General features: G+C 67.7%; 17 protein-coding genes. 5 read left to right on the forward strand and 12 right to left on the reverse strand.

Annotated elements, in window-relative coordinates; genetic code table 11:
* Positions 1-32: 32 nt before the first annotated feature.
* The 3 genes from H7U32_RS01745 to H7U32_RS01755 form a co-directional block, all read right to left on the reverse strand.
* Complete coding sequence (locus tag H7U32_RS01745) at positions 33-1,313, reverse strand: hypothetical protein (RefSeq protein WP_204467506.1); 1,281 nt, start codon at positions 1,311-1,313, stop codon at positions 33-35.
* Entirely contained in the window at positions 1,310-2,023 is a 714-nt protein-coding gene (locus tag H7U32_RS01750) for an alpha/beta hydrolase (protein ID WP_204467508.1), read from the reverse strand. The genes H7U32_RS01745 and H7U32_RS01750 overlap by 4 nt, the downstream gene beginning before the upstream one ends.
* A gap of 861 nt (positions 2,024-2,884) precedes the next feature.
* Positions 2,885-3,487, reverse strand: coding sequence for a GNAT family N-acetyltransferase (locus H7U32_RS01755; RefSeq protein WP_323804549.1), 603 nt, complete (start codon positions 3,485-3,487; stop codon positions 2,885-2,887).
* 230 nt (positions 3,488-3,717) lie between these two features.
* On the opposite strand from H7U32_RS01755, the gene H7U32_RS01760 reads away from it, so the two are divergent.
* Complete coding sequence (locus tag H7U32_RS01760; RefSeq protein ID WP_204467512.1) at positions 3,718-4,092, forward strand: endonuclease domain-containing protein; 375 nt, start codon at positions 3,718-3,720, stop codon at positions 4,090-4,092.
* A 173-nt stretch (positions 4,093-4,265) separates the two neighbouring features.
* Here the strand turns inward: H7U32_RS01760 and mfd are convergent, their stop codons facing one another.
* Positions 4,266-7,823 (reverse strand): transcription-repair coupling factor, encoded by a 3,558-nt coding sequence (mfd, locus tag H7U32_RS01765; protein WP_204467514.1) that lies wholly within the window; start codon positions 7,821-7,823, stop codon positions 4,266-4,268.
* Entirely contained in the window at positions 7,813-8,412 is a 600-nt protein-coding gene (pth, locus tag H7U32_RS01770) for an aminoacyl-tRNA hydrolase (RefSeq protein ID WP_204467516.1), read from the reverse strand. Before pth ends, mfd begins: the two co-directional genes overlap by 11 nt.
* A 182-nt stretch (positions 8,413-8,594) precedes the next feature.
* On the opposite strand from pth, the gene H7U32_RS01775 reads away from it, so the two are divergent.
* The gene (locus H7U32_RS01775; RefSeq protein WP_204467517.1) at positions 8,595-9,857 is read left to right on the forward strand and encodes a HipA family kinase; all 1,263 of its coding nucleotides are present in this window, start codon (positions 8,595-8,597) and stop codon (positions 9,855-9,857) included.
* A 127-nt stretch (positions 9,858-9,984) separates the two neighbouring features.
* Here H7U32_RS01775 and H7U32_RS01780 read toward each other — a convergent pair whose 3' ends face one another.
* The 3 genes from H7U32_RS01780 to H7U32_RS01790 all read right to left on the reverse strand — a co-directional run bounded on the left by H7U32_RS01780 (position 9,985) and on the right by H7U32_RS01790 (position 11,802).
* The gene (locus H7U32_RS01780) at positions 9,985-10,284 is read right to left on the reverse strand and encodes a transcriptional regulator (protein WP_204467519.1); all 300 of its coding nucleotides are present in this window, start codon (positions 10,282-10,284) and stop codon (positions 9,985-9,987) included.
* Positions 10,268-10,834 carry a hypothetical protein gene (locus H7U32_RS01785; protein WP_204467521.1) on the reverse strand — a complete coding sequence of 189 codons (567 nt, stop codon included), beginning with the start codon at positions 10,832-10,834 and terminating at the stop codon, positions 10,268-10,270. Before H7U32_RS01785 ends, H7U32_RS01780 begins: the two co-directional genes overlap by 17 nt.
* 443 nt (positions 10,835-11,277) lie before the next feature.
* Positions 11,278-11,802 carry a GNAT family N-acetyltransferase gene (locus tag H7U32_RS01790; RefSeq protein ID WP_204467523.1) on the reverse strand — a complete coding sequence of 175 codons (525 nt, stop codon included), beginning with the start codon at positions 11,800-11,802 and terminating at the stop codon, positions 11,278-11,280.
* 1,014 nt (positions 11,803-12,816) lie between these two features.
* Here H7U32_RS01790 and H7U32_RS01795 point away from each other — a divergent pair.
* Entirely contained in the window at positions 12,817-13,533 is a 717-nt protein-coding gene (locus tag H7U32_RS01795; RefSeq protein ID WP_204467525.1) for a hypothetical protein, read from the forward strand.
* A 127-nt stretch (positions 13,534-13,660) separates the two neighbouring features.
* On the opposite strand, the gene H7U32_RS01800 is transcribed toward H7U32_RS01795, so the two are convergent.
* Positions 13,661-16,954 carry a UPF0182 family membrane protein gene (locus H7U32_RS01800; RefSeq protein WP_204467527.1) on the reverse strand — a complete coding sequence of 1,098 codons (3,294 nt, stop codon included), beginning with the start codon at positions 16,952-16,954 and terminating at the stop codon, positions 13,661-13,663.
* A 93-nt stretch (positions 16,955-17,047) separates the two neighbouring features.
* Here H7U32_RS01800 and H7U32_RS01805 point away from each other — a divergent pair, with 93 nt between their 5' ends.
* Complete coding sequence (locus tag H7U32_RS01805; RefSeq protein ID WP_204467529.1) at positions 17,048-18,322, forward strand: glycoside hydrolase family 3 protein; 1,275 nt, start codon at positions 17,048-17,050, stop codon at positions 18,320-18,322.
* 42 nt (positions 18,323-18,364) lie between these two features.
* On the opposite strand, the gene nadD is transcribed toward H7U32_RS01805, so the two are convergent.
* The 3 genes from nadD to H7U32_RS01820 all read right to left on the reverse strand — a co-directional run bounded on the left by nadD (position 18,365) and on the right by H7U32_RS01820 (position 21,062).
* The gene (gene nadD / locus H7U32_RS01810; protein ID WP_204467531.1) at positions 18,365-19,099 is read right to left on the reverse strand and encodes a nicotinate-nucleotide adenylyltransferase; all 735 of its coding nucleotides are present in this window, start codon (positions 19,097-19,099) and stop codon (positions 18,365-18,367) included.
* A complete protein-coding gene (locus tag H7U32_RS01815) occupies positions 19,096-19,680 on the reverse strand; it encodes a phosphoribosylglycinamide synthetase (protein WP_204467767.1) in 585 nt (194 codons plus the stop codon). The genes nadD and H7U32_RS01815 overlap by 4 nt, the downstream gene beginning before the upstream one ends.
* Before the next feature lie 65 nt (positions 19,681-19,745).
* Positions 19,746-21,062 carry a glutamate-5-semialdehyde dehydrogenase gene (locus tag H7U32_RS01820; protein ID WP_204467533.1) on the reverse strand — a complete coding sequence of 439 codons (1,317 nt, stop codon included), beginning with the start codon at positions 21,060-21,062 and terminating at the stop codon, positions 19,746-19,748.
* A 132-nt stretch (positions 21,063-21,194) separates the two neighbouring features.
* Between H7U32_RS01820 and thrC the strand changes: the two genes are divergently transcribed.
* Complete coding sequence (gene thrC, locus H7U32_RS01825) at positions 21,195-22,679, forward strand: threonine synthase (RefSeq protein WP_204467769.1); 1,485 nt, start codon at positions 21,195-21,197, stop codon at positions 22,677-22,679.
* Positions 22,680-22,702: the final 23 nt, after the last annotated feature.

Here is a 22,702-nt window from a genome sequence, read left to right on the forward strand (position 1 = left end):
CGGCCGCGGGGCCCCGCCGTGTCCGCGCGCCCCTATCGCCGCGGTCTGGCGATGGCGCGGACGAAGGCGAGGACGGCGCCGCCCGCCGCCGCGGCCACGCGAGGACGGGTCCTCAGGCGGAAGCAGCGCATCCATGCCAGGACGACGGCGATGCACAGGAGCGGGGGCACGGCGGTGGCGACGACGGAGCGGACGGCCCCGTGCATCATGAGGCCGCGCATACCGCCGTCCGTCTGTGCCATGGGGAGGACGAGGAAGTAGAGGGACGACAGGACGACGATCGCCCCGTTCACCGCGAGGGCGACGCGTGCGGCGATGCGCCGGCCGCGGTACAGGCCGTAGGCGACGGCGAGGAGGAAAAGCACCGGGAGAAAGGAGACGAGCACACTGCCGGGCATCGAGACGCGCAGGAGCCGGTACTGGGCGAAGCAGTCGACGGAGGCGGCGGAGTCGAGGCAGGAACGCAGACGGTCCGGGTCGACGTCCGCGTCGCCCATGAGCAAGCCGAGCGTGGACAGGGGGCCGGCGTGGATGGGCGAGCTGACGGCGATGACGGGGCCCAGCGCCATGACCGCGCCGAGGCAGGCGATGATGCGCCGCGCCTCGAACATCGTGGCGTGGGCGAGGCTCTCCGTGTCCTGGCGGGGCACCATGAGGTAGCCGACGACGTGTCCGAGGACGGCGGCGGCGAGCGCGCACCAGTCGCCGGTCTCGCCCCGGTACAGGACGAACATGCCGACGACGGCATAGGCGATGAGGCGGATGCGACGGCGCCACAGCACCGTCTCGAAGGCGCTGGCGGCCATGAGCGGTCCGACGGCCAGGCACAGGGGGCCGAGCACGACGCCGAGGTCGGCGAGCCTCTGCCACAGGGGCGAGCGCCCGTTGACCACGACCGAGGCGAGCAGGCCGACGGCGACGCCGCCGATGCCGCACACGAGCGCGGTGAGTACGGTCTTCCTGCGGCCGAGCCGGGATTCGGCGAAGCCTCCGGCGACGAGCACGGCCACGGTGTCGAGGACGATGCGCGCCGGATGGGCGACGAACACCAGCGACAGGGGCACGGAGACGGCGTCGCCGGCCTGCACGCCGTCGAAGCTCAGGCGGGCGGCGAGGGGCGGGAACGGGGCTCCCGCGCAGGCCTGCCAGACGGCGGTGAGGGCGTTGAGGATCAGGAGCGCCGCGGCGACGGCCACGGTGAGCGGATGGAGGCGAACCCATTCGGCCCCGTCGCGCAGCAGTGGGGCGAGGCGTCGCCGGCCCCTGCCCCTTCCGTGCTTCCTGGAGACAGTGGCCGTGGTGTGCGGAGTCATCGGCTGTCCTTTCCTTCCGTCGTGCCCGTCGTGTCCGTCGTGTCCGGGTCGCTCACCCCGTCGGAGAGGACGTGGATGCCGGCGTGCCGTGCGATGGGGCGGGCCGTGCCGTCGAGGCCGAGGTCGCGGCAGAGCACCTCGAGCTCGGCGTCCATGGCGGTGTGGACGGCGTGCCAGTCGTGGGCGCGTCCGGGGACCTCGATCATGCTCACCCGCATGCCGATGGCCCTGGCCCCGCGGCCGAGGCGGAGCATGGCGTCCATGGAGGACGTGTCGAGCGAACCGGAGGAGAGCATGAGCGTCTGGTCGGAATGCCCCCTCGTCTTCATGGCGAGCAGGGGCATCTGCGCTTCGTAGGCCGTGCGGTCGCCGTGGAAGAAGCGGCGGATCATCGTCGCTTCGCTGCCTTCGGTGGGCTTGAGCTCGCTGGCGAAGGGCATCATGTGGCCGAACAGGTCCGGATGGCGCACGCCGAGCTGCACGGAGCAGGTGCCGCCCTGGGAGAATCCGGCGACGGCCCAGTGCGCGGCGCCGTCGTCGACGGGCAGGGCCTTGCGGATCCAGTCGGGCACGTCGCGGGTGAGGTAGGTCTCCGCGTTGCCGTAGACGGGCGTGTCGGCGCACAGCGTGTTGTGGGTGGCGTCGCCGAGCTGGTCCGGGGAGATGACGACGGGCGCCAGGCCCCGGTGTCTGGCGGCGTAGGCGTCCATGAGGCCGACGAGGCCGCTGGCTGGAAGGCGCGGTCCGGGCTGCCGGGCTGGCCGGACATCATGATGAGCACCGGCAGCCGGGGCGGCCTGTCCGTCAGGGCCGCGGGCGGCAGGTATACCATGGCGGGGCGCGCCCAGAAGCCGGATCTGACGGCGGGGATGACGGCCGAGCCGCTCCAGCCCTTCCCCGGCATGCCGCGGACGGCGAAGGGATCGGCCCGCCATTGCGCGACGGTGCGCACAGGGCGGCGCATGTCCGTCAGGTCGATGGCTGAATAGGGGGAGCGGCCGAATACGCTGCCGAGGGTCGGGTATTCGCCGTACTGGCCGTCGACGGCGAGCGCGACGGCGAACGCCGTGACTGGCACCATGACGGCGGCCAGGGCGCGGGGCCACCTGCGCAGGACGACGATGCCGGCGATGGCGAGGCCGAGTCCGGCGCAGCCGAGGCCGAGGAGACGGATGACGGTGGAGCCGAGCCCCACGCCGAAGACGACGAACACGTCGGAGACTAGCCAGGCGCCGACGCCTCCGACAAGGCCGCCGGCCAGGGCGCCAACGATAAGGCGGAGCGTGCGGGAGACGAGCGCGGCATGTCCGGGGCCGGGGCGACGGGACCGTGGCGTCCACGGCGCCCTCGGCGTGCGGATGTCGGCGGCGACGGCGACGGCGATCAGCACGGCCAGTCCGGCCGCCGTGACGGCGTACGCTGTCGCCGGCAGCCAGCCTTCCGTGAGGCTCAGCGTCCAGATGCCTCCGCCCTGTGCGGCGAGAACCCCCATGGACCACCCCCTGTCCGATCGGCGCCCATCATATACATGCCGGCTGGGAGCGGAGGGCTGTCATCTGCCCGGAGAGTCGCTAGAGCAGCTGTTCCATGCCGATGCGGTAGGGGATCAGTCCCATGCGCTCGTAGAAGGCCTGGGCGCCGGGGTTGCAGCTCCACACGTTGAGCGTGAGGTTGTGGCAGCCGGATTCGCGCGCGAAGGCGAGCGCATGGCGGTAGAGGGCCGAGCCGACGCCGTGGCCGCGCTCGGCCTCGTCCACGCAGATGTCGTCGACGTACAACGTGAGAATGTCCGTCAGGATGTTGTCGTGCGGATGCCGCTGGAACTGGCAGAACGCGTAGCCGAGGATGCGGTCCGGGGCCGGGGCGCCGGCGCCGGTGGCGTCTATTCCGGCGGCGTCTGTTCCGACGTTGCCTGTTCCGACGGCGGCGATACCATTGGCGTCTGCTCCGACGGCGGCAGACTCCCCCGCCCGCGCCATGACGAACACCGGCGTCGCCTCGTCGGTCACGATGGCGCGCAGCTGGTCGTCGGTGTACTTCTTGGCGCCGCCCTTGAACAGGTCAGGCCGGCCGGCATGGTGCACCTCGAGCACCTGCCGCAGCAGCCGATCCAGCTCCGGGATGTCCACCGCCGTGGCACGTCGGATGACGGCGCCGTCTCCTGCCGCTGCCACACCTTCACTCACCGTTGTCCTGCCAGCATCTGTTTCACTCATACCCGGCAGTCTATCCTCCCCCATGCATGGCTCCCGCTGGCGGGAGGTCCCCACACGTGGCTCCCGCTGGCGGGAGCTGTCAGCCGAAGGCTGACTGAGGGTGGTCAGTACCACGATCAGCAACGTCCAGCCGTCTCCCAGCAGCATGCCTTACCCTGTCTCCACCCCAGCGAAGGAGCGTGGTCACGATGCCGATCCCCTACAACGCGAGGAATGTCCCGCTCGCCCGCGAGCTGCGCAAGAACATGACTCCCTGGGAACGTCATCTGTGGTTCGATTTCCTCCGCCGGCACACCCTGCGCTGGCAGCGTCAGAAACCCGTACTCGACTACATCGTCGACTTCTACTGCGACAAGGCACGCCTTGCCGTCGAACTCGACGGCGGCGGACACTATCACGATGCCAAACGGCTCGACGACGAGCGGCGCACCGCGCACATCGGCACGCTCGGCATCGCCGTATGCCGCTATGCCAACAACGACGTCGACCGCCATTTTGACGCCGTCTGCGATGACATTGACCGGGTGGCATGGGAGCGCCTTCAGAAACTGCAATCCCGCTGAGGAGCGCTACCGTCTCCGCGCGCTCACACCGTCAACCACCCTCAGTCACGGCTTCGCCGTGACAGCTCCCGCCAGCGGGAGCCACACACAAGCCGACTCCCGCCAGCGGGAGCCACACACAGGCCCGTTCCCGCCAGCGGGAGCCACGTACAGGACGGCTCGCGCGGGGGTTGTTATTTCCGTGCGCCGGGCTGCCAGGCGAGGTCGTCGAGGAGGTCGAAGGTCCACTGGACCACGCCTTCGGGCGGCATCGGGGCGGCGCCGAGCGAGCCGGCGAAGGGGGCGGGGATGAGCCACTGGTGGGTGACCGGCCGGTATTGGGCGCCCTTGTAGATGCGCGAGATGCGCATCTGGAGCGATTCGGGCGGGTCGATCTTCGCGACGCGCACGTTCCTGCCCTGCGCGATGATCTCGCTGATGCCCAGCGCCCTGGCCCGCATCCTGAGGCGCGCCACGTCGAACAGCGTCTCGAACTCCTTGGGCGGCTTGCCGTAGCGGTCGGTGAGCTCCTCGGCGAGGTCCTTGAGGTCGTCCTCGCCGCGGGCGGCGGCGAGCTTGCGGTACGCCTCCAGGCGCAGCTTGTCCGAGTCGATGTAGTCGGTGGGGATCGATGCCTCCACCGGCAGGTCGATGGTCACGGCCAGCGGCTCCGGCGTCTTGTCCTGGGAGTCCTTGGCGGCCTCCACCGCCTCGGAGACCATGCGCACGTACAGGTCGAAGCCCACGCCCTCGATGTGTCCGGACTGCTCGTCGCCGAGCAGGTTGCCGGTGCCGCGCAGCTCGAGGTCCTTCATGGCCACGTCGAATCCGGCGCCCAGGGACGTGTTCTGCGCGATGGTGGCGAGGCGGTCGTGCGACTGCTGCGTCATCGGCTTGGACGGGTCGTACAGGAAGTACGCGTAGGCACGTTCCCGGCCGCGGCCCACGCGGCCGCGCAGCTGGTGCAGTTGGGAGAGGCCGAAGCGGTCCGCATGGTCCACGATCAGCGTGTTCGCATTGGAGATATCCAGGCCGGTCTCGATGATCGTGGTGCACACGAGCACGTCGATGTCGCGGTGCCAGAAGTCGCGAATGATCGTGTCGAGCTGCTTCTCCCCCATCTTGCCGTGCGCGATGCCCACATGCGCCTCGGGCACGAGCTGGTGAATCTTCTCCGCCGTGGCACCGATGGAGTCGACGCGGTTGTGCACGTAGAACACCTGGCCGCCGCGCAGCAGCTCGCGCCGGATGGCGGCGGTGACCTGCGCGTCCTCGTAGGCGCCCACGTAGGTGAGCACGGGCAGACGGTCCTCCGGCGGCGTGGCCAGCGTGGACATCTCGCGGATGCCGGTGACGGCCATCTCCAGCGTGCGCGGAATCGGCGTGGCGGACAGGGAGAGCACGTCCACGTTGGTGCGCAGCGCCTTGAGCGTCTCCTTGTGCTCGACGCCGAAGCGCTGCTCCTCGTCGATGATGACCAGGCCCAGGTCCTTGAACCTGACCTTCGGGTTGAGCAGTTTATGCGTGCCGATGACCACGTCCACGGACCCGTCGGCCAGGCCCTCGATGGTGGCGTCGATCTCCTTCTTCGTCTGGAAGCGGCTCATCGCCGCCACGGTGACGGGGAAGCCCTCGTAGCGTTCGGAGAAGGTCTCGTAATGCTGCTGCACGAGCAGTGTGGTGGGCACGAGCACGGCCACCTGCTTGGAGTCCTGCACGGCCTTGAACGCGGCGCGCACCGCGATCTCCGTCTTGCCGAAGCCCACGTCGCCGCAGATGAGGCGGTCCATGGGCCGAGGCCGTTCCATGTCGGCCTTGACCTCGTCGATGGTGGTGAGCTGGTCGGCGGTCTCCTGGTAGGGGAAGGCGTCCTCGAGTTCCTTCTGCCACGGGGTGTCCGGGCTGAACGCGAAGCCGGGGGTGCTCTGGCGCGCCGAGTACAGCTTGACCAGGTCGTCGGCGATCTCGCGCACATGCTTGCGCGCCTTCGCCTTGGTGGCGGCCCAGTCGGAGCCGCCGAGCTTGTTGAGCTTGGGGGCCTCGACGCCGATGTACTTGCTGATCAGATCGAGCTGGTCGGTGGGGATGAACAGCTTGTCCGGCGGGGCGCCGCGCTTGCTGGGCGCGTATTCGATGACGAGGTATTCGCGCGTGGTGGCGTTCTCGCCGCGGCCGATGGTGCGCTGGCGCATCTCGACGAAGCGGCCGATGCCGTGCTGCTCGTGCACCACATAGTCGCCGGCCTTGAGCTCCATCAGATCGATGGCCTTGCGCCGGCGCTTGGGCGTCTTGGCCTGCGCCATGGCGGAGGTGCGGCCCGTCAGGTCGCGTTCGGTGAGCAGCGCCTCCTTGGCGGCCGCGTCGACGAAGCCGTCGACGGCCTGGGAGCGGACTGTGGCGAACGAGGCGATGCCGGTGGTGTTGATGGCGCGCTTGAGCCGGGCCAGCGTGCCCTTCGCGGAAGCGGTGACGGTGACGTGGATGCCCGCGTCGATGAGTCCCTCGATGCCGGCGGAGGCGCGCGTCTCGTCGCCACGGTATTCGGCCGGCTGTTGGGCGTCGAGCTGCAGGTGGCCGGGCCGGCTGGCGTCCAGCGTGAAGCTGGTGAGCGACAGCACCGTGCACCCGCCGCCCGCCAGGGCGTCGACCGTGTCGTCATAGTCGAGGAAGCTGGCCTCGTCGAAGCTGATCGGCGCGCCGGCGCCGTGGCCGGAGGCGGCCACGTGCCAGCTGGCGGCGAGGAACTCGTTGGCGGTTTTGGCCAGGTCCTCGGCGCTGCGGCACAGCTTCTCCGGGTCGGACAGCAGGATGGCCGCGTCCTTGGGCAGCATCGTGGAAACAGGCTCCATGTCGTCCACGAGCGCAGGCATAAGCGACTCCATGCCCTCGACGGGGATGCCATCGGCGATGGAGGCGAGCATGTCCTCCGCGTTGGGGATGGAGCCGACGAGCGAGCGGGCGCGCTCGCGCATCGCGTCCGTCAGCTGCAGCTCGCGGCAGGGCGTGGCCCAGATGCGCGCCATGCCCTCGCTGTAGGTGCGTTGGTCGGAGGCGTGGAACTCCCTGATGGTGTCGATCTCGTCGCCGAAGAACTCGATGCGCACCGGGTGCGGCGCGGTCGGCGGGAACACGTCGAGCAGTCCGCCGCGCACCGCGAACTCACCGCGGTCCATGACCAGATCGACGCGCGTGTACGCGTTCTCCACGAGCCGGGCGGCGGCCTGGTCGAGCGGCAGTTCCTCGCCGGTGCGGAACACGAGCGGCTCCACGTCCGCCAGCCCTTTGACGACGGGCTGGATCAGCGAACGCACCGGCATGACGAGGATGCGGACCGGCCCGAACATCGGGTCGGCGGCGTCCGGATGCTTGAGGCGCCGGAACATGGCCATGCGGCTGGCGACCGTGTCAGCGCGGGGGCTGAGCCTCTCATGCGGCAGTGTCTCCCAGGCCTCCAGCTGTCCGACGGCGGCGGGGTCGCCGTCCCACCAGGAGCGCAGCGAGGCCACGGTCTCCTCGGCCTCGCGTCCGGAGGCGACGACGAGCACGACCGGGCGGCGGTGGGCGAGCGCGGCGGCGAGCGCCGGGCGGATGCCTTCGGGCGCGCCGACCGTGACGATGCCGGTCTGGCTGGCGGCGGCCAGGTCGTCCACGTCGCCCGAGGCTGCCTTCGCGAAGGCCGGGTCGCGTCCCAGGCTCTCGAGCAGTCCGGCGAGGCTGCCGTTGACGCCGCCGTCCGTGGGTTCAGCGGCCATTGAACTTCTCCTGCGTCTTGGCCAGTCCCAGGAAGATCACGTCCTCGGCGGCGTCGGCGCCGTCGGCGAGGAATTCGGGCAGCTGCTTGCGCTGGTCGGGGCCGAATCCGCCGAGCACCCAGTTGATGGTGTTGTCGTGCGCGTGGGCGCCGCGGCGCGCGTGGCCGACGCCCATGCGCACGCGCGCGTACTGGGGCGTGCCCAGGGAGCGGTCGATGGATTTGATGCCGTTGTGGCCGCCGGCGGAGCCGCCCGCCTTGACCTTGATGCGTCCGAAGTCGAGGTCCATGTCGTCGTGGATGACGACGATGCGCTCGGGCGGGATCTGGTAGTACGCGCTGATGGAGGCGACGGCGTTGCCGGAGTCGTTCATGTAGGTCAGCGGCTTGGCGAGGAAGAACTTGACGGTGCGGCCGCCCAGGTTCATGGCGCCTTTGCCGAGCATGGCCAGGCCCTTGTGATCGGCGAAGTTGACGCTCCAACGTTCGGCCAGCAGGTTGGCGGTCATGAAGCCCATGTTGTGGCGGGTGTCCTCGTACTTCTTGCCCGGGTTGCCCAGGCCGGCGATCAGCCAGAAATCAGATGCCATCGTTCCCTTGCGTCCTTGGGTGATTCCTTGTGTTTCCAAACCTTGCCGATTGTACCGGCCCCGCCCGGACACTCCCGGCCGCGCGTGGCCCGCCGCCCTGCCGCGCATGGCCCTGTCCGAGGCATGCGCGGCAGGATAGGATGTGACACAGCAGGACCTGCCGGAACCGGGAAGGAGGCGCGATGCGCTACACGCTCAAACTGTACGATGCGCCGCTTCTCGAATTCGAGGCGACGATGGGCACGGGACTCGAATCGGGCAGGCTCACAACGCATATCACCTGGGCCGACGACTCGTGCCGCACGCTCCTGCCCTTCCCGCTGGCACCCGAACCGGACGACCGCAAGCTCGCCTCGTGGCTGCAGCGCCGCACCATCCCGAAGAACCGCCGATTCGCCACGCGGATCCTCGCCCAGGCGGATCTGACCCCGGACGACACGCTCGGCATCATCGACCTGTGCAAGGGACTGTCGGTCAACGACTCGTTCTGGGTGGAGCGTACGGGCGAAAACCTCGCCTTCGCGGACATCAACCTCTTCGACAACCCGCTCGACGAGACGCTTGCCATCGTGGCCTACACCGGGTACACGTCGAGCGAACGGCACGCCATCGGCCTGTCAAGCGAATGGACCACGGACGGCCAGTTCCCCAAGGCCTGGCGGCACACGGCCCACGGGCTGGAGCTGTGGAAAGCCGGCAGCGAAGGCGCCGCGAACGCCGGCTTCGAGCCGTACGCCGAATTCCTCGCCTCCCAGCTCGCCGCCAGAATCGGTATCCCCGCCGTCCCCTACCGGCTGGAGCGGTGGAAAGGCAAGCTCGCCTCGGTGTGCGCGCTCATGAACTCGAAGGACGTGGCCTTCGTCCCGTTCTACGCGGCGACCGGCCTGGCCTCCTTCCCGGAGATCCTGGCCTGCGCTCGCGCTCTCTCGGACGTGGAGTTCCGTGCGATGCGCGACATGCTCGTGTTCGACGCGCTCATCGTCAACCAGGACCGTCACGCGAACAACTACGGACTGCTGCGCGACGACGCCACCGGACGCATCATCGGCCCGGCCCCGCTATTCGACCACAACATGGCGCTGTTCAAGGATGACATGCGCTCCGACTGGGAGGCCGGCGCATGGTCGCCGAAGGCGATGAACCGTCTCCAGCCGGCGAGCAGCCGGCTCACGTTCCTCGGCCAGGCCAGGCAGATCGTGGGCGCCGGCCAGCATACCTGGCTGCGCAGGGCGCTGGACGTCACGCTGGAGGACGACCCAGAGCACCCGATCGACCCCGACCGTCTCGCCGCGCTGAACGGCTACCTGCACGCGGCGGCACGCCGCCTACTGGAGCTGCCGGTTGTGGACGAGGCCACGCTCGCCGCTCAGCTCGACGCCCTGGCCCCCTCCGTGGCCGACGTCCCCGTGCTGCGCAACGAGGCCCTGCTCTCCGCCGCTGATTGATCGTCTCGTACAGGCGCCTGCCGCAGCATTCACGTCACGGTTTGGCGCGAATGCTCCGCTGGCAGCCGCTCACCGGCACGCCGTACAGCGATCAGTCCGGCGCAGTAGCCGCCATTCCCCGACAAAGCTATCGGGATGCGATGCGGCGCAGCAGCTCAAGCTGCCTCCGGTAGGCCTGCCTGCCCTCAGGTGTGGCGCTCATCTCGGTGAGCACACGCCGTCCCCGCGTCACCTTCGAAACCTGGACGTAGCCGGCGTTCTCCAGTACCGTCAGCTGCTTGCTCAACGTGGGGGCGGAGGTCTCGCTGGCGGCGCGGATGTCGGAGAATCCCAACGCATCGACGCCGTCGAGCATGGCCATGATGGTGAACCGCAGCGGAGACTGGATAACCTTGTCCCACTGCTTGAGGTCATCCGCGAGACTCATGGTCATCCTTTCCCCGGATCAGGACGACAGCCAGTGCGATACGTGCCAGCGAGCCTACGGCCAGCAGGCCTCCGGCGAGCATTGCCCACCAGCCCAATCCCCTGCCCATGGTTCCGAACGCCGCGGGCAGACCGGCACCACTCACGCTCAAGGCCACGACCAGTACGACACAAGACATCCCCAGCAGCACCCTATGAATCAGATCAACCCCATGCTCCAGGCGCAGGCTCCCTTCGGGCATCACATGCCGTCCGACGGCCTCGGCACGCGTGGCGAACCAAGAGAGGATGGCTGCGCAAATCGCCAAGAACACGACGCTGTCCCATGACCATGACGCCGCAAGCCATGCGCCGACTACCAACCCCAGCGCCGCCTCGGCGAGGCTCTCCCACAGCACGGTCCATCCATACTTCCGAGGAGCGGAAGCCGGGATCCTGTCCCTGGCCTGCGCAGCCCGGTCCAGCGTCCGCTGGGCCCGGACCGGATCCATGGTAAGCCCCATATCCCTCTGGTTATTCCTGTTGTCAGCCAAACCATTGCGCACGTCCATGGTGTCCCCTTTCGCTTGGATTGACACCTTCACTCTACCTATGAGTTTCCATTTTGGCAACTATTGCAGTTTCAGTACCTTAAGGCGGCTTTGAAGGCTCTTCGCGTTGTCATGTGTGAAGGGCGCGGATCCGGTCCAGGACGTGTCGGTGTAAGTCTCCAACATGCGGCAGGCTTCGCTGCGGCGAACCGTACTCCTGCGAGCGGTCAGCGTACGGTTTGCCGCGCTCACACGGTCTCCATGCGGCAGACCGTACACTTATGCCCGCTCAGCGTACGGTTTTCCACATACGCACGATGCCGATGCGGCGAACGTACTGCGGCGGACGCACATCGGAAGCGTCTCCATACCCCGGAAACATCGCGCACACACGAACATGCGAAGAGCCGCTTTGAATAATTCGGATTGGTACCAGGCAGGCTACGACCTATGGCTCACAACCCTTACAGCGGCAGGTACCAGTAGGCGAGGTCGTGATGGATGCCGCCGGGCATGTGGACGGCGTCGGACAGCAAGCCGAAGCGCGTGAAGCCGAAGCGCTCCATAAGGGCGGTGGAGCCGGCGTTGTCGTCGAAGATGCGAGTGACCGCCATGCGGTGGCCGCGGGCGCGCGCGGCATCGACCAACCAGTCGACCAGGACGGTGCCGATGCCCTGCCCGCGCCATGCGGAGCCCACGTAATAGCTCAGCTCGACAACGCCGTCGAAACCGGCCCGCTCATGAAAGCGCGACAGGGAACCGAACGCGGCCGTCGCACCGTCAGCAGTACGCACCACGACCACGGGATAGTCGGCGCGCGGTTCGTGCGAGTCCACCCAGGCGCGGCGCTGTTCCAGCGTGCGTGCGCCGATATCCGCGCTGGACATGCGTTCGGCGATGGCCTCGTTGTAAATATCCGTAATGGCGACAAGATCCGCGTCAGTGGCGTTGTCGATGGTGAAATCAGCAGATGCAGTATATTCCAGCATGGGATGACAGCCTAGCGCCTTATACGGAAAAAAGAGCAACCGCCAGGAGGGGTCCCGACAGCCAACCTTGGAATGCTTTCACTACCAGCAGCCGAGCATCGTAGGGATGTGTTCCCAACTCGACAGCCGGCACTGCCAGCAGATCATGACCGAACAGATACTCGCTGACCAAGCCTGCCACGAACGAAATATCAGGGAACTCATAGAGTAGTGCATGCACGCAGCAGGCACATGATACTGCTTGCCCCCGGTAAAGCAAGTGAAGCGTTGTACGAGCAAATCGAATCATGACTATGACATGAACGGTAGGGATGGACGGCACATGGAACTTCTCGACGGGGTCTTTTCCATACAGATAGAGAGCATCTGCGCCAGCTTCGTCTGCGAATTACCATGCGAATGCGTCTGCTGATTTGCTGAAAACTACGTAGTCAATATGGTTGAGTTATCAGTTTATGCTTTGTTTGTAATTCATGTATCAAATGATGAGTGTCGTTAACGTGATGACTTCATACTAAGCGATGAAGGGTACTGATGATGCTCGACACAAAGTTCCTTTTGGAACCGTGCTCATCGGAAACGATGAATTGAAAACGATATATCTCACCTCAACCCGGAGGAAGCGATGAAGATTCTTTCGAGATTAACGCATAGTGTAATTGCTGGAGTTACTGCAGCAGTTACTGTAGCAGCGATAGCGGTTCCCTCTGCTTATGCTGCCGATTACTAGACTAGCGTATTTGTAAGCGAAAACTATGATTATTCTTCCGCTGAAGCGATAAGCTACCGAACTGTGGCAGTATGGGCGGAAGCTGTTCAGGATTACTCCATCCGCGATTATAAAGTCGCAGGACCTGGCAGCTCTTGTTTTGCTGAAGCATTCGGCTCCTCGGCATATTGGGGAGTTGGTGTTGATTACGCTAAGGCTGGCCGCCTATAACAATTGCTGATTTACAGTGTCGGCAGAAGCATTGTTAATTTCTGCCGGCACCGTACCAAATAATACAAAGGGGTATGTCGATGAAACGGGGATTTGCCGCTGTGCTGGCATTGACGGTCGCGATTGTGTTGTGTTCGTGCGGCGGGGAACAACAATCGGCGCAGAGTGAACCAATCCCGTCTGCCGCGGAGAATGGGCAGAAACTTGCCGGTTCGATGGATGAGTACATCGATCAGGTATTGTCCTGGGACAGCACCACAGACAGGGAACGCACTGTGTTGGAACGTGCCAAACGGGATGGCAAGCTGTCGATATCCGATTACGAACAGGCATGGTCTGATTTCAAATCCTGCATGGTTGACCGTGGATACCCGCCATTCGAATTGGTCAGCTATAATGGCATCTACGCCATGCCTGCATTGAAGTTCACCGGCACGGAAAATGAATGGGAGAAATACAAGAAGGATTACGATTCCTGCTATGGTCAGATTACCGCAATCGTCAGCATATACACCATGCAGGTGGCCAATCCGAACCTGTATACGGATATGGTTGAAGCGGTGGCCGACTGTCTGCGCCGTGAGAAGGTGGTGCCTGCGGACTACACGGCCGATGATCTGCGCCGAGAATCCGGCAGCGATCAGGGCTCAGGCGAGGATCCGTACGAATACTTCGACCGAACCGATCCGGTATTCCGCGGATGCAAGGTGGCAAACGGCTGGACTACGGCATACGCGAACGACGAGCGTGTGGACCTGTGGCATGGTACCGGCGGGAACGACAATGAGTGAACCCGTATTTCAACGCGAGTGCAACACCTGCCTGGGGTTGGGAGTGTGAGGCTTCCATCCCCAGGGAAAGGTGTTGCACCGCTGTTGTCATTTCCCATCAGCCGACTGTGCCAGCCGATCGCACCAATTACTTATCGAGTTCAACGGCCTTGTTGAGGGCGTCCTCGAGACGCTGCTGGGCCTCGCCGTAGGCGGACCAGTCGCCGTCCTTCATCGCCTGCTGGCTGTCCTTCATGGCCTGGGCCGCGTCGGACAGCGCCTGCTTCAGCTCCCCGGAGGCGGCGGTGCCGGAACCGGTGGACGGGGCGGTCTGGGCGTCGGTCTTGCCGCCGCTGCCCTTGTCCGCGTCCGCGCCGCCCGAGGTTCCGGACTGCCCGGACTGGCCGGAGGACCCGGCGGGCGGCGTGGTGTCGCCCGAGGCGTTCTCGGCGTCGCCTGCGGCGGCGCCGGAGTCGCCGCCGAACACCTGGTCGAGGGCCTCGTCGAGCGTGTCCGCGAAGCCGACCTGGTCGCCGAAGGCCACGAGCACCTTCTTGAGCAGCGGGAACGACGTGGAGCCCGAGGACTTCACATACACCGGCTGCACGTACACCAGGCCGCCGCCCAGCGGCAGGGTGAGCAGGTTGCCGCGCACCACGTTCGTGGAGCCGGACTGCAGTAGGTTGAGTTCCTTGGACACGTCGGCGTTCGCGTTGAAGTTGTTCTGCGCCTGGCCCGGACCCGGCACGTTGGAATCCTTCGGCAGCTCCTGCAGGCGGATCGTGCCGTAATTCGGCCCGATCTCGCCCTTGGTGGAGCCGGCGTCCGAGTCCACCGAAAGGAAGCCGGTGAGGATCTCACGCGTGGAGGAGCCGGCGGGGATGTACGAGGAGGTCAGCGAGAACACCGGCTTCTTGGTGCCGCCGGTCTGCAGCGTCAGATAGTAGGGCGGCTGGAGGATGTCCTGCTGCTGCGCCTGCTGGCTCTCGGTGGGGTCGACCGGCGTCTGCCAGAAGTCCTCGCCCGAGTAGTACTGCGAGGCGGAGGTCACATGGTACTTGGCGAGCAGCTCGCGCTGCACCTTGAACAGGTTCTCCGGGTAGCGCATATGGCTCATGAGGTCGCCGCTGATCTCCGACAGCTGGTGGTACTGGCCGGGGAAGATCTGCTCCCACGCCTTGATCACCGGGTCGTTCTGGTCCCACACGTACAGGTCCACGGAACCGTCGTAGGCGTCCACCGTGGCCTTGACGGAGTTGCGGATGTAGTTGGCCTGCTGGCGGCCCAGGCCCTGCACGGTCTGGGAGGTGACGGTGGTGGAGTCCTCGGTGGCCTGGCCGAGCTCGGTCATCTGCGAGTACGGGTAGGCATCGGAGGTGGTGTAGCCGTCCACGATCCACTTGACACGCCCGTCCACGACGGCCGGGTACACGCGGCCGTCCAGCGTCAGGTACGGCGCGACCTTGGCCACGCGCTCGCGCGGGGAGCGGTCGTAGAGGATCTGCGAGTCGGAGGTCACGCGGTCGGAGAACAGGATCTGGTCGGACCCGAAGCGGATCGCGTACAGCAGGCGGGAGAACAGGTTGCCCACGGACGGGCCGCCGTCGCCCTTGAACGTGGTCAGGGCGCCCTCGGAGCCGGTCGGATAGTCGAACTCCCACGGGTCGGTGCCCTCGGGCGCGCCCACGATCGAGTATTCGGTCATCTTCGGGGAGAAATAGATGCGCGGCTCGTACTTCTGCTCCTCGGTGAGCTTGCCCTGCGTGGGGATGCCGTATTCGAAGAACTCCGGCTGGCCGTCGGCGGTCACCTTGTTGCCGTAGGCGGCCACCACGCCGTAGCCGTGCGTGTACACGGTGTGGTCGTTGACCCAGTTGCGGTTGTCATTGCCGGCCAGGTCGAGCTCGCGCGCGGCGATCACGGTGTCCTGGCTCACCCCGTCGATCTCGTACTTGTCGACGGCCAGCGAATCGGCGAAGGTGTAGTACTGCTTGGACTGCTGGAGCTGCTTGAACGTCGGGGAGACGACGTTCGGGTCGAGCAGGCGGATCTGCGCGGTGGTCTCGGCCTCGCCGGCCAGCGCCCCGGATTCGCCTTCGGTGGAGGCCTCGTACTTCTCGGTCGTGAGCTTGTCCAGACCGTAGGCAGCGCGCGTGGCGTCGATGTTGCGCTGGATGTACGTGGACTCCATCTCCTGCGCGTTCGGATTGACGCGGAAGCGCTGCAGCAGCATCGGCCAGACGACGGTGAGCACCAGGCCCACGACCACCACGGCGGCGATCGCCACCACCGGGGTGCGCCACGCCTTGAGCGCGGCGGAGGCGCGCACGCCGATGGAGGCGGGGCCTTCGAGCGCGTGCGAGGTCATGAGCCACACGCCGAGCACCACGCCGAGCAGCGCCACCAGCGCGGCCATGACGAAGGTGACGGGGATCGTGGCGTGCACGGTGGTGTAGGTGGCGCCGGTGATGCGTTCGCCGGTCTGCGTCAGATGGGCGAACACGCCGAGGACCATCTGCGCGGCGAACGCGAACATGTTGAGCATGAGCCAGACGGCCACCTGGCGGCGGGCGCGCTTGGTGACCGCTAGGATGCCGTGACCGTGGGTCGGCATCGTCACGCGGACGCCGCCCATCATCACATGCGTGGCCACGGAGAAGATGATGCCCATGAGCAGCATCATCGACACGGCGCTCATCACTAGGCGCAGGCCGGGCAGCACGAACACGTAGAAGCCGTTGTCCAGGCCGAACTGGGGGTCCTTGGTGCCGAAGGACTGCGCGTGGAACATGAGCAGGATCTCGGACCAGTTGGCGTTGAACTGGGAGCCGAACAGCGCGCCGACGACGAGGGAGACGATGGCGGCAATGGCGCGCGCATGCCTCGAGCTGACGGATTTGCCGACCTCGACGACGTCCCCGTCGACACGCACGGTGGAGCCGTCGGCCGCGTCGGGGCGTGCGCGGATCGCCAGCCACGCGGCCAGGAAGCCGGTGAACGCGACGAGCAGCGCGTAGGCGACCCACACGCCGACCTTGACCCCCAGCTGCGTCCAGACGACGGACTGGAAGCCGAGCTGGCCGTACCACATGAGGTCGGTGGCGAAGCGGGCGAGGCCGAAGAACAGGGCGACGAGCACGACCAGCGCCACGACGACGCCGATGAGCACCTTGGCGCCGCGACCGGTGGAAGGGCGGTGAGGCCGCTGCGGCTGGCGAGTGATGCGGGGCATGCCGGGTCCGCCGAAGGGCGGGACGCCGCCGAAGGGGATCCCCGCGCCGTTGCCGCCGGCGCGGGGAGCGTCGCCGTCGGTCTCGACGTCGAGGATGACGGGGTCGCCGTCGGCCTTGCCGCCGGCGCCGTTGCCCCGGTTGGGATGGGGGCGACGCGGGTCGTCATCGTCGCCGAACATCATCGGTCCGAAGATATCGAAGAAAGACATGGAGCCAGCCTATCGAATGGCCGGGAACGCCCGTTATGCCGGGGGCGGACGGGGCTGGCGCCGGGCCGGCGCGGCGGTTGGTAGGCTGGGGCCATGAGCAGCAGGAAGGTCCATGCGGCGCGCCATGGCCGCGCCGTGGGCGTCGTCGCCGGCATCGTCACGTTCATCGTCGTGTTCGCCCTCTCGTTCGCCCTGACCGGGCTGGTGGCCCGGGGTCCGCGGCCCGCCTCCCCCGACCCGGCCGCCACGGCGCAGGACAAGCCGGCCCGCCAAAAGCAGGACGGCGCCGGCGATGAGGACCGGCAGGCCGAGCCCCAGCGGGACGACTCCCCCGAGGGCAAGGCGAAGCGCGCCGTCGAGGCGATGACGATGGACGAGCGCGTCGGCCAGCTGGTGATGGCGCCGCTGTACGCCGGCACCGACCCGTCGGCGCTCCGCGCGCTCGTCCAGGACCGCCATGTCGGCTCCGTGCTCATCATCGGCAACTGGAACAACGGCGTCGCCGGCGTCAAAGCCGCGACCGACGCGCTGCAGTCCTACGCGCCGGCAGGCAGCCAGTTGCTCATGACCACCGACCAGGAGGGCGGGCAGGTCCAGCACCTCAGGGGGGCCGGATTCGACCGCATGCCCAGCGCCGTCGAACAGGGGCGGATGGGCACGGACCAGCTGCGCGCCTCGGCGGCCGCTTGGGGCGGCCAGCTCAAGTCCGCCGGCATCAACGTGGACCTGGCGCCGGTGGCGGGCACTGTGCAGGTGGCCCGCGCCTCGAACGCGCCCATCGGCGCGCTCGACCGTGACTTCGGATTGGATGCGGCGGGCAACGCCGCCCACGCCTCCGCGTTCGTCGAGGGCATGCGAGACGCGGGCGTGGAGACCTCGGTCAAGCATTACCCCGGTCTCGGCGCGGTCACCGGCAACACGGATTTCACCGCCGAGGGGATCACCGACACGACCACCACGCTCGACGGCGCCGAAATCGGTGCGTTCCACCAAGTCATCAGGGACGCCCAGCCGGCGATGGTGATGATGGCGCTGGCCACCTACCAGGCCATCGACCCCTCCGCGCCGGCGGCGTTCTCGTCGGCGATCATCGACGGCGAGCTGCGCGGCCGGCAGGGCTATCAGGGCGTCGTCACCTCGGATTCGCTGTCCGCGGCGGCGGTGAGCGCCATCCCCTCCGACCAGCTGGGCGTGCGCTTGGTGGACGCGGGCGGTGACTTAGCCTGCGTGGGCGAGCTGGACCTGGTGGCGCCGATCCTCGACGGGCTCAACGCCCGCGCCGCCTCCGACGCCGCGTTCGCGGCCAAAGTCACCCGCTCCGCCGAACGTGTGATGACCCTCAAGTTCAGGATGGGACTGGCGGGCTGAGCCCCGGCCCGGGAGCCTGCGCGCGGGACTACGCCCGCGCGCTCACCTGCGGTACAGGCCGTGCTTGCCGATGTACTGGACCACGCCGTCGGGCACCAGGTACCACACCGGCTCGTCGTTGCGGGCCCGCCGACGCACGTCCGTCGAGGAGATCGCCAGGGCGGGGATCTCCAGCGTGTCCACCTTGCCCTCGGGCAGGCTCACGCCCTCCGGGGAGGTATAGCCGGGGCGGGTGACGGCCACGAAGTGGGCGAGGTCCCACATGAGCTCGGCGTCCTTCCACTGCATGATCTCCGCCACGGCGTCGGCGCCGGTGATGAAGTAGAGGTCGGCGTCGGGGTGCTCGGCGCGCAGGTCGCGCAGCGTGTCGATGGTGTAGGTGACGCCGGGGCGGTCGATGTCCACGCGCGAGACGGTGAACTTGGGGTTGGAGGCGGTGGCGATGACAGTCATGAGGTAGCGGTCCTCCGCGTTGGTGACCTGCTTGTCGAGCTTGAACACCGGCCGTCCGGTAGGCACGAACACCACCTCGTCGAGGTCATACACCCACGCCACCTCGCTGGCCGCCACCAGGTGGCCGTTGTGGATGGGGTCGAAGGTGCCGCCCATGATGCCGATGCGCGGATGCTCATGCCAGTTGCCGCGTGCGGAACGGCGGGCGTGCCGGCCCGCCGCGGTGACGGCGGTGGCCGCCCCGGCCTCGATGCTCAGGTCGGACATGCGCCTGGTGTCGGTCGGCACCGGTGCGCCGGCGGGCGCCGTCCCGTCCACGCTCATCGCCGCGCGCCGTCCTTGCCGCCGTCCTGGCGCCCGGCCTCGGCGGCGGCCTCGTGGTCCTCCTGCTCGGTCTCGCGTTCGATCTGGTCGGCGGTGGGGTTGACGTCACCGTCCGGGTCGATGCGGCCCATGTCCTCGTCCCATTCCTCCTGCACCACGCGGCGGATCTCCGCGAAGGTGGGCAGCGGGAAGCCAGGCTGGTAGAGGCCGCGCACCTCGGCCACGCGCTCGGTGATGCGGATGAGCGTGTCGGTCATGCCGTCCACGTCGCCTTCGCGTTCCATCTGGGAGAAGCGGCGAATGTACTGCTCCATCAGCGCCATGTGCTCGCGCACCACCTTGAGCTGGTCGTCGCCCAGGTCCACGACCTCCTTGGAGTCGGCGTCGGGCCAGCCGATGAGCACGGCGTCGGCGTATTCGAGCGAGGCGCGCTGGGAGGCGGAGGCGATGCCGTCCTCGATCTGCACGAGGAACACGTAACGCACGATGCTCAGGCGTTCGGCCGCGAGCTTGAGCCCGGTGCGAGGGTCGTCGAGGTCGAGGTCGGGGCGCAGCTGCGTGATGTCGGTGACGGTCTCCATGCCGGGCAGCACCGGCGCCTGTCCGCCGTTTGCGCCGGCGGTCTGCTCCTTCGTGTCGTTCGCGCTCATCGTCTCACCTGCCCGTTGCCGTAGCCGATCCATTTCGTGGTGGTCATCTCCGTCAGTCCCATCGGTCCGCGCGCGTGCATCTTCTGCGTGGAGATGCCCAGCTCGGCGCCGAAGCCGAACACGCCGCCGTCGGTGAAGCGCGTGGAGGCGTTGACCATAACGACGGCGGAGTCGATGCGCGCGGTGAACTCCTCCACCGCACGGTAGTCCTCGGTGACGATGGATTCGGTGTGGCCGGTGGAGTGCGCGTTGATGTGCGCGATGGCCTCGTCGAGCGAGTCGACCACCTTGACGCCAATCTGCAGCGCCAGGTATTCGGTGTCCCAGTCCCCGTCGGTGGCGTGCGCCAGGCCGGCCTTGCCGGGATGGTCGAGCCGCGGGTCGGCGTGGCCGGGCAGCGCGGCGTCGATGATGGCGTACGCACGATCGTCGGCGTGGATGGTCACGCCGTGTTCGAACAGCGCGGCCGCCACCTGCGGCAGGAAGGAGCCGGCCACGTCGCGGTGGACGAGCAGCTTCTCGGCGGCATTGCACACGCCGACGCGCTGGGTCTTCGCGTTGAGCACGATCGGCACGGCCTTCGCCGGGTCGCCGGCGCGGTCCATGTACAGGTGCACGTTGCCGGCGCCGGTTTCGATGACCGGCACCTTGGAGTTGGCGACGACGGCCTGGATGAGGCCGCGGCCGCCGCGGGGCACGAGCACGTCGATATGGCCGCGCGCCTCCATCATCGCGGTGGCGCCGTCGCGGCCGAAATCGTCCACGGTGGCGATAAGCGCGGGGTCGAGGCCCCGCTCCCCCAGCACACCGCCGATGACCCCAAGCGTGGCCGCGTTGGTGCGCTCGGCCGCGTGGCCGCCCCTGAGGATGGCGGCGTTGCCGGATTTGAGGCACAGGCTGGCAACGTCGACGGTGACGTTGGGCCGCGCCTCGTAGATCATGCCGATCACGCCGAGCGGCACGCGCACCTGCCGCAGCTTGAGTCCGTTGGACAGGGTGCTGCCGCGCACCACCTCGCCGATGGGGTCGGGCAGCGTGGCGACGTGGCGCACGCCGTCCGCGCTGGCGCGCACGCGCGCGGCGTCGAAGAGGAGACGGTCGAGCTTGCCTTCGTCCATGCCGGCGGCGCGGGCGGCCTCCATGTCGGCGGCGTTGGCGGCCGCGATGCGCTCGGCGTGCTCGCACAGCGCGTCGGCGATGGCTTCCAGCAGCGTGTCCTTGCGTTCGGCCGGGGCCTGGGCGAGCGCCTGTTGCGCGGCCGCGGCGGCGTCGGCGCGGGCGCACACCGCCTCGAGAATCTCAGGGAACTCCATGTGCCCAAGCCTACCGCAGCAGGGGGCCGCCGCCGTGCCGTTCCCGGGATGCGGAAGCGGGCGGGGCCGCCGGGTGGCGCGGCGGGTAGGATGGTGCCCCGTATCGTGCCGCTCACCCGACCGTAAGGACCCATCGTGACCACGTTCCATTCCACCCGCTCCACCACCGATTCGCTCACCTCGAAGCAGGCCATCCGCCAGGGTCTGGCGGCCGACGGCGGCCTGTTCGTCTCCGACCAGCTCGGCGAGACGAAGGTGCGGATCGACGACCTCGCCGGCATGGCGTACCAGGACATCGCCGCCCGCGTGCTCGGCGCGCTGCTGCCCGACTTCACCGACGGGGAGCTGGCCGACTGCATCGGCGCGGCCTACGGCGACCAGTGGGCGGACCCGGCCATCACGCCTCTGCGCCAGGTGGGCGACGACTGGGTGCTGGAGCTGTTCCACGGCCCCACCTCCGCGTTCAAGGACGTGGCGCTGCAGATCCTGCCCCGCTTCATGGCCCGCACCACGCCGGAGGGCGCCGGCGACGAGCGCGTGATGATCCTGACGGCCACCTCGGGCGACACCGGCAAGGCGGCGCTGGCCGGGTTCGCGGACGCGCCGGGCACCGCGATCACCGTGTTCTACCCCAAGGGCAAGGTCAGCCAGGTGCAGGAGCTGCAGATGACCACGCAGACCGGCGCCAACGTGCATGTGGCCGCGGTGGACGGCAACTTCGACGACGCGCAGAGCGCGGTCAAGGCGATCTTCGGTGACGAGCGTCTGGCCGGCGAGCTGGCGGAGCGTGCGCACACGCGCCTGTCCTCGGCGAACTCGATCAACGTGGGCCGTCTGGTGCCGCAGGTCGTCTACTACTTCGCCGCGTACGCCCGTCTCATGGAGCAGGGCGCCGTCCAGGCCGGCGACGAGGTGGAGTTCGTGGTGCCGACCGGCAACTTCGGCGACGTGCTCGCCGGCTACTACGCCAAGGAGCTGGGCCTGCCGGTCAAGCATCTGGTCGTGGCCTCCGACCGCAACAACGTGCTCTTCGACTTCCTGACCACCGGCACGTACAACCGCCAGCGCCCCTTCTACCAGACCATCTCCCCTTCGATGGACATCCTCGTCTCCTCGAATCTTGAGCGCATGTTGTACTACATGTCCGAGGGCGACGCCCGCCTCATCGCGATGCTCATGAGCGATCTCAAGCAGTGGGGCGCGTTCGAGGTGCCGGAGACGCTGCTGGCGAAGATCCGCCGCCTGTTCGGCTGCGGCTGGGCGGACGAGGAGCAGGTGCGCGAGGCGATCCACGACTGCTGGGAGAAGAACGGGTATGTGATCGACCCGCACACCGCCTGCGCCTGGTTCGTGGCGCAGCTCATGCCGCGCGAGGAGGGTGTGCCGCGCGTGGTGCTGTCCACCGCCAGCCCGTACAAGTTCCCGCGCACCGTGTGCGAGTCGCTGGGCCTGGACGCCTCCGGCACCGACTTCGACTGCATGGATACGCTCGCCAAGGCCACCGGCACCGAGCCGCCGGCCGCGCTGCGCGGCTTGGAGACCGCCGCGGTGCGGTTCGACGACGAGGTGGCCGTCGACGCCATGACCGATTACGTGCGCCGCGCCTGCCAGGACTGACGGCCCGGCGCCCTGGTTCCCGC

This window comes from Bifidobacterium pullorum subsp. saeculare (assembly GCF_016899725.1).
Taxonomy (GTDB): domain Bacteria; phylum Actinomycetota; class Actinomycetes; order Actinomycetales; family Bifidobacteriaceae; genus Bifidobacterium; species Bifidobacterium pullorum_C.

Excerpts from the sequence above, each read along its gene's own strand:
- H7U32_RS01745 (WP_204467506.1), bottom strand. The coding sequence starts at position 1,313 with ATGACTCCGCACACCACGGCCACTGTCTCCAGGAAGCACGGAAGGGGC.
- H7U32_RS01750 (WP_204467508.1), bottom strand. The coding sequence starts at position 2,023 with ATGGACGCCTACGCCGCCAGACACCGGGGCCTGGCGCCCGTCGTCATC.
- H7U32_RS01760 (WP_204467512.1), top strand. The coding sequence starts at position 3,718 with ATGCCGATCCCCTACAACGCGAGGAATGTCCCGCTCGCCCGCGAGCTG.
- mfd (WP_204467514.1), bottom strand. The coding sequence starts at position 7,823 with ATGGCCGCTGAACCCACGGACGGCGGCGTCAACGGCAGCCTCGCCGGA.
- pth (WP_204467516.1), bottom strand. The coding sequence starts at position 8,412 with ATGGCATCTGATTTCTGGCTGATCGCCGGCCTGGGCAACCCGGGCAAG.
- H7U32_RS01775 (WP_204467517.1), top strand. The coding sequence starts at position 8,595 with ATGCGCTACACGCTCAAACTGTACGATGCGCCGCTTCTCGAATTCGAG.
- H7U32_RS01780 (WP_204467519.1), bottom strand. The coding sequence starts at position 10,284 with ATGAGTCTCGCGGATGACCTCAAGCAGTGGGACAAGGTTATCCAGTCT.
- H7U32_RS01785 (WP_204467521.1), bottom strand. The coding sequence starts at position 10,834 with ATGGACGTGCGCAATGGTTTGGCTGACAACAGGAATAACCAGAGGGAT.
- H7U32_RS01790 (WP_204467523.1), bottom strand. The coding sequence starts at position 11,802 with ATGCTGGAATATACTGCATCTGCTGATTTCACCATCGACAACGCCACT.
- H7U32_RS01795 (WP_204467525.1), top strand. The coding sequence starts at position 12,817 with ATGTCGATGAAACGGGGATTTGCCGCTGTGCTGGCATTGACGGTCGCG.
- H7U32_RS01800 (WP_204467527.1), bottom strand. The coding sequence starts at position 16,954 with ATGTCTTTCTTCGATATCTTCGGACCGATGATGTTCGGCGACGATGAC.
- H7U32_RS01805 (WP_204467529.1), top strand. The coding sequence starts at position 17,048 with ATGAGCAGCAGGAAGGTCCATGCGGCGCGCCATGGCCGCGCCGTGGGC.
- nadD (WP_204467531.1), bottom strand. The coding sequence starts at position 19,099 with ATGAGCGTGGACGGGACGGCGCCCGCCGGCGCACCGGTGCCGACCGAC.
- H7U32_RS01815 (WP_204467767.1), bottom strand. The coding sequence starts at position 19,680 with ATGGAGACCGTCACCGACATCACGCAGCTGCGCCCCGACCTCGACCTC.
- H7U32_RS01820 (WP_204467533.1), bottom strand. The coding sequence starts at position 21,062 with ATGGAGTTCCCTGAGATTCTCGAGGCGGTGTGCGCCCGCGCCGACGCC.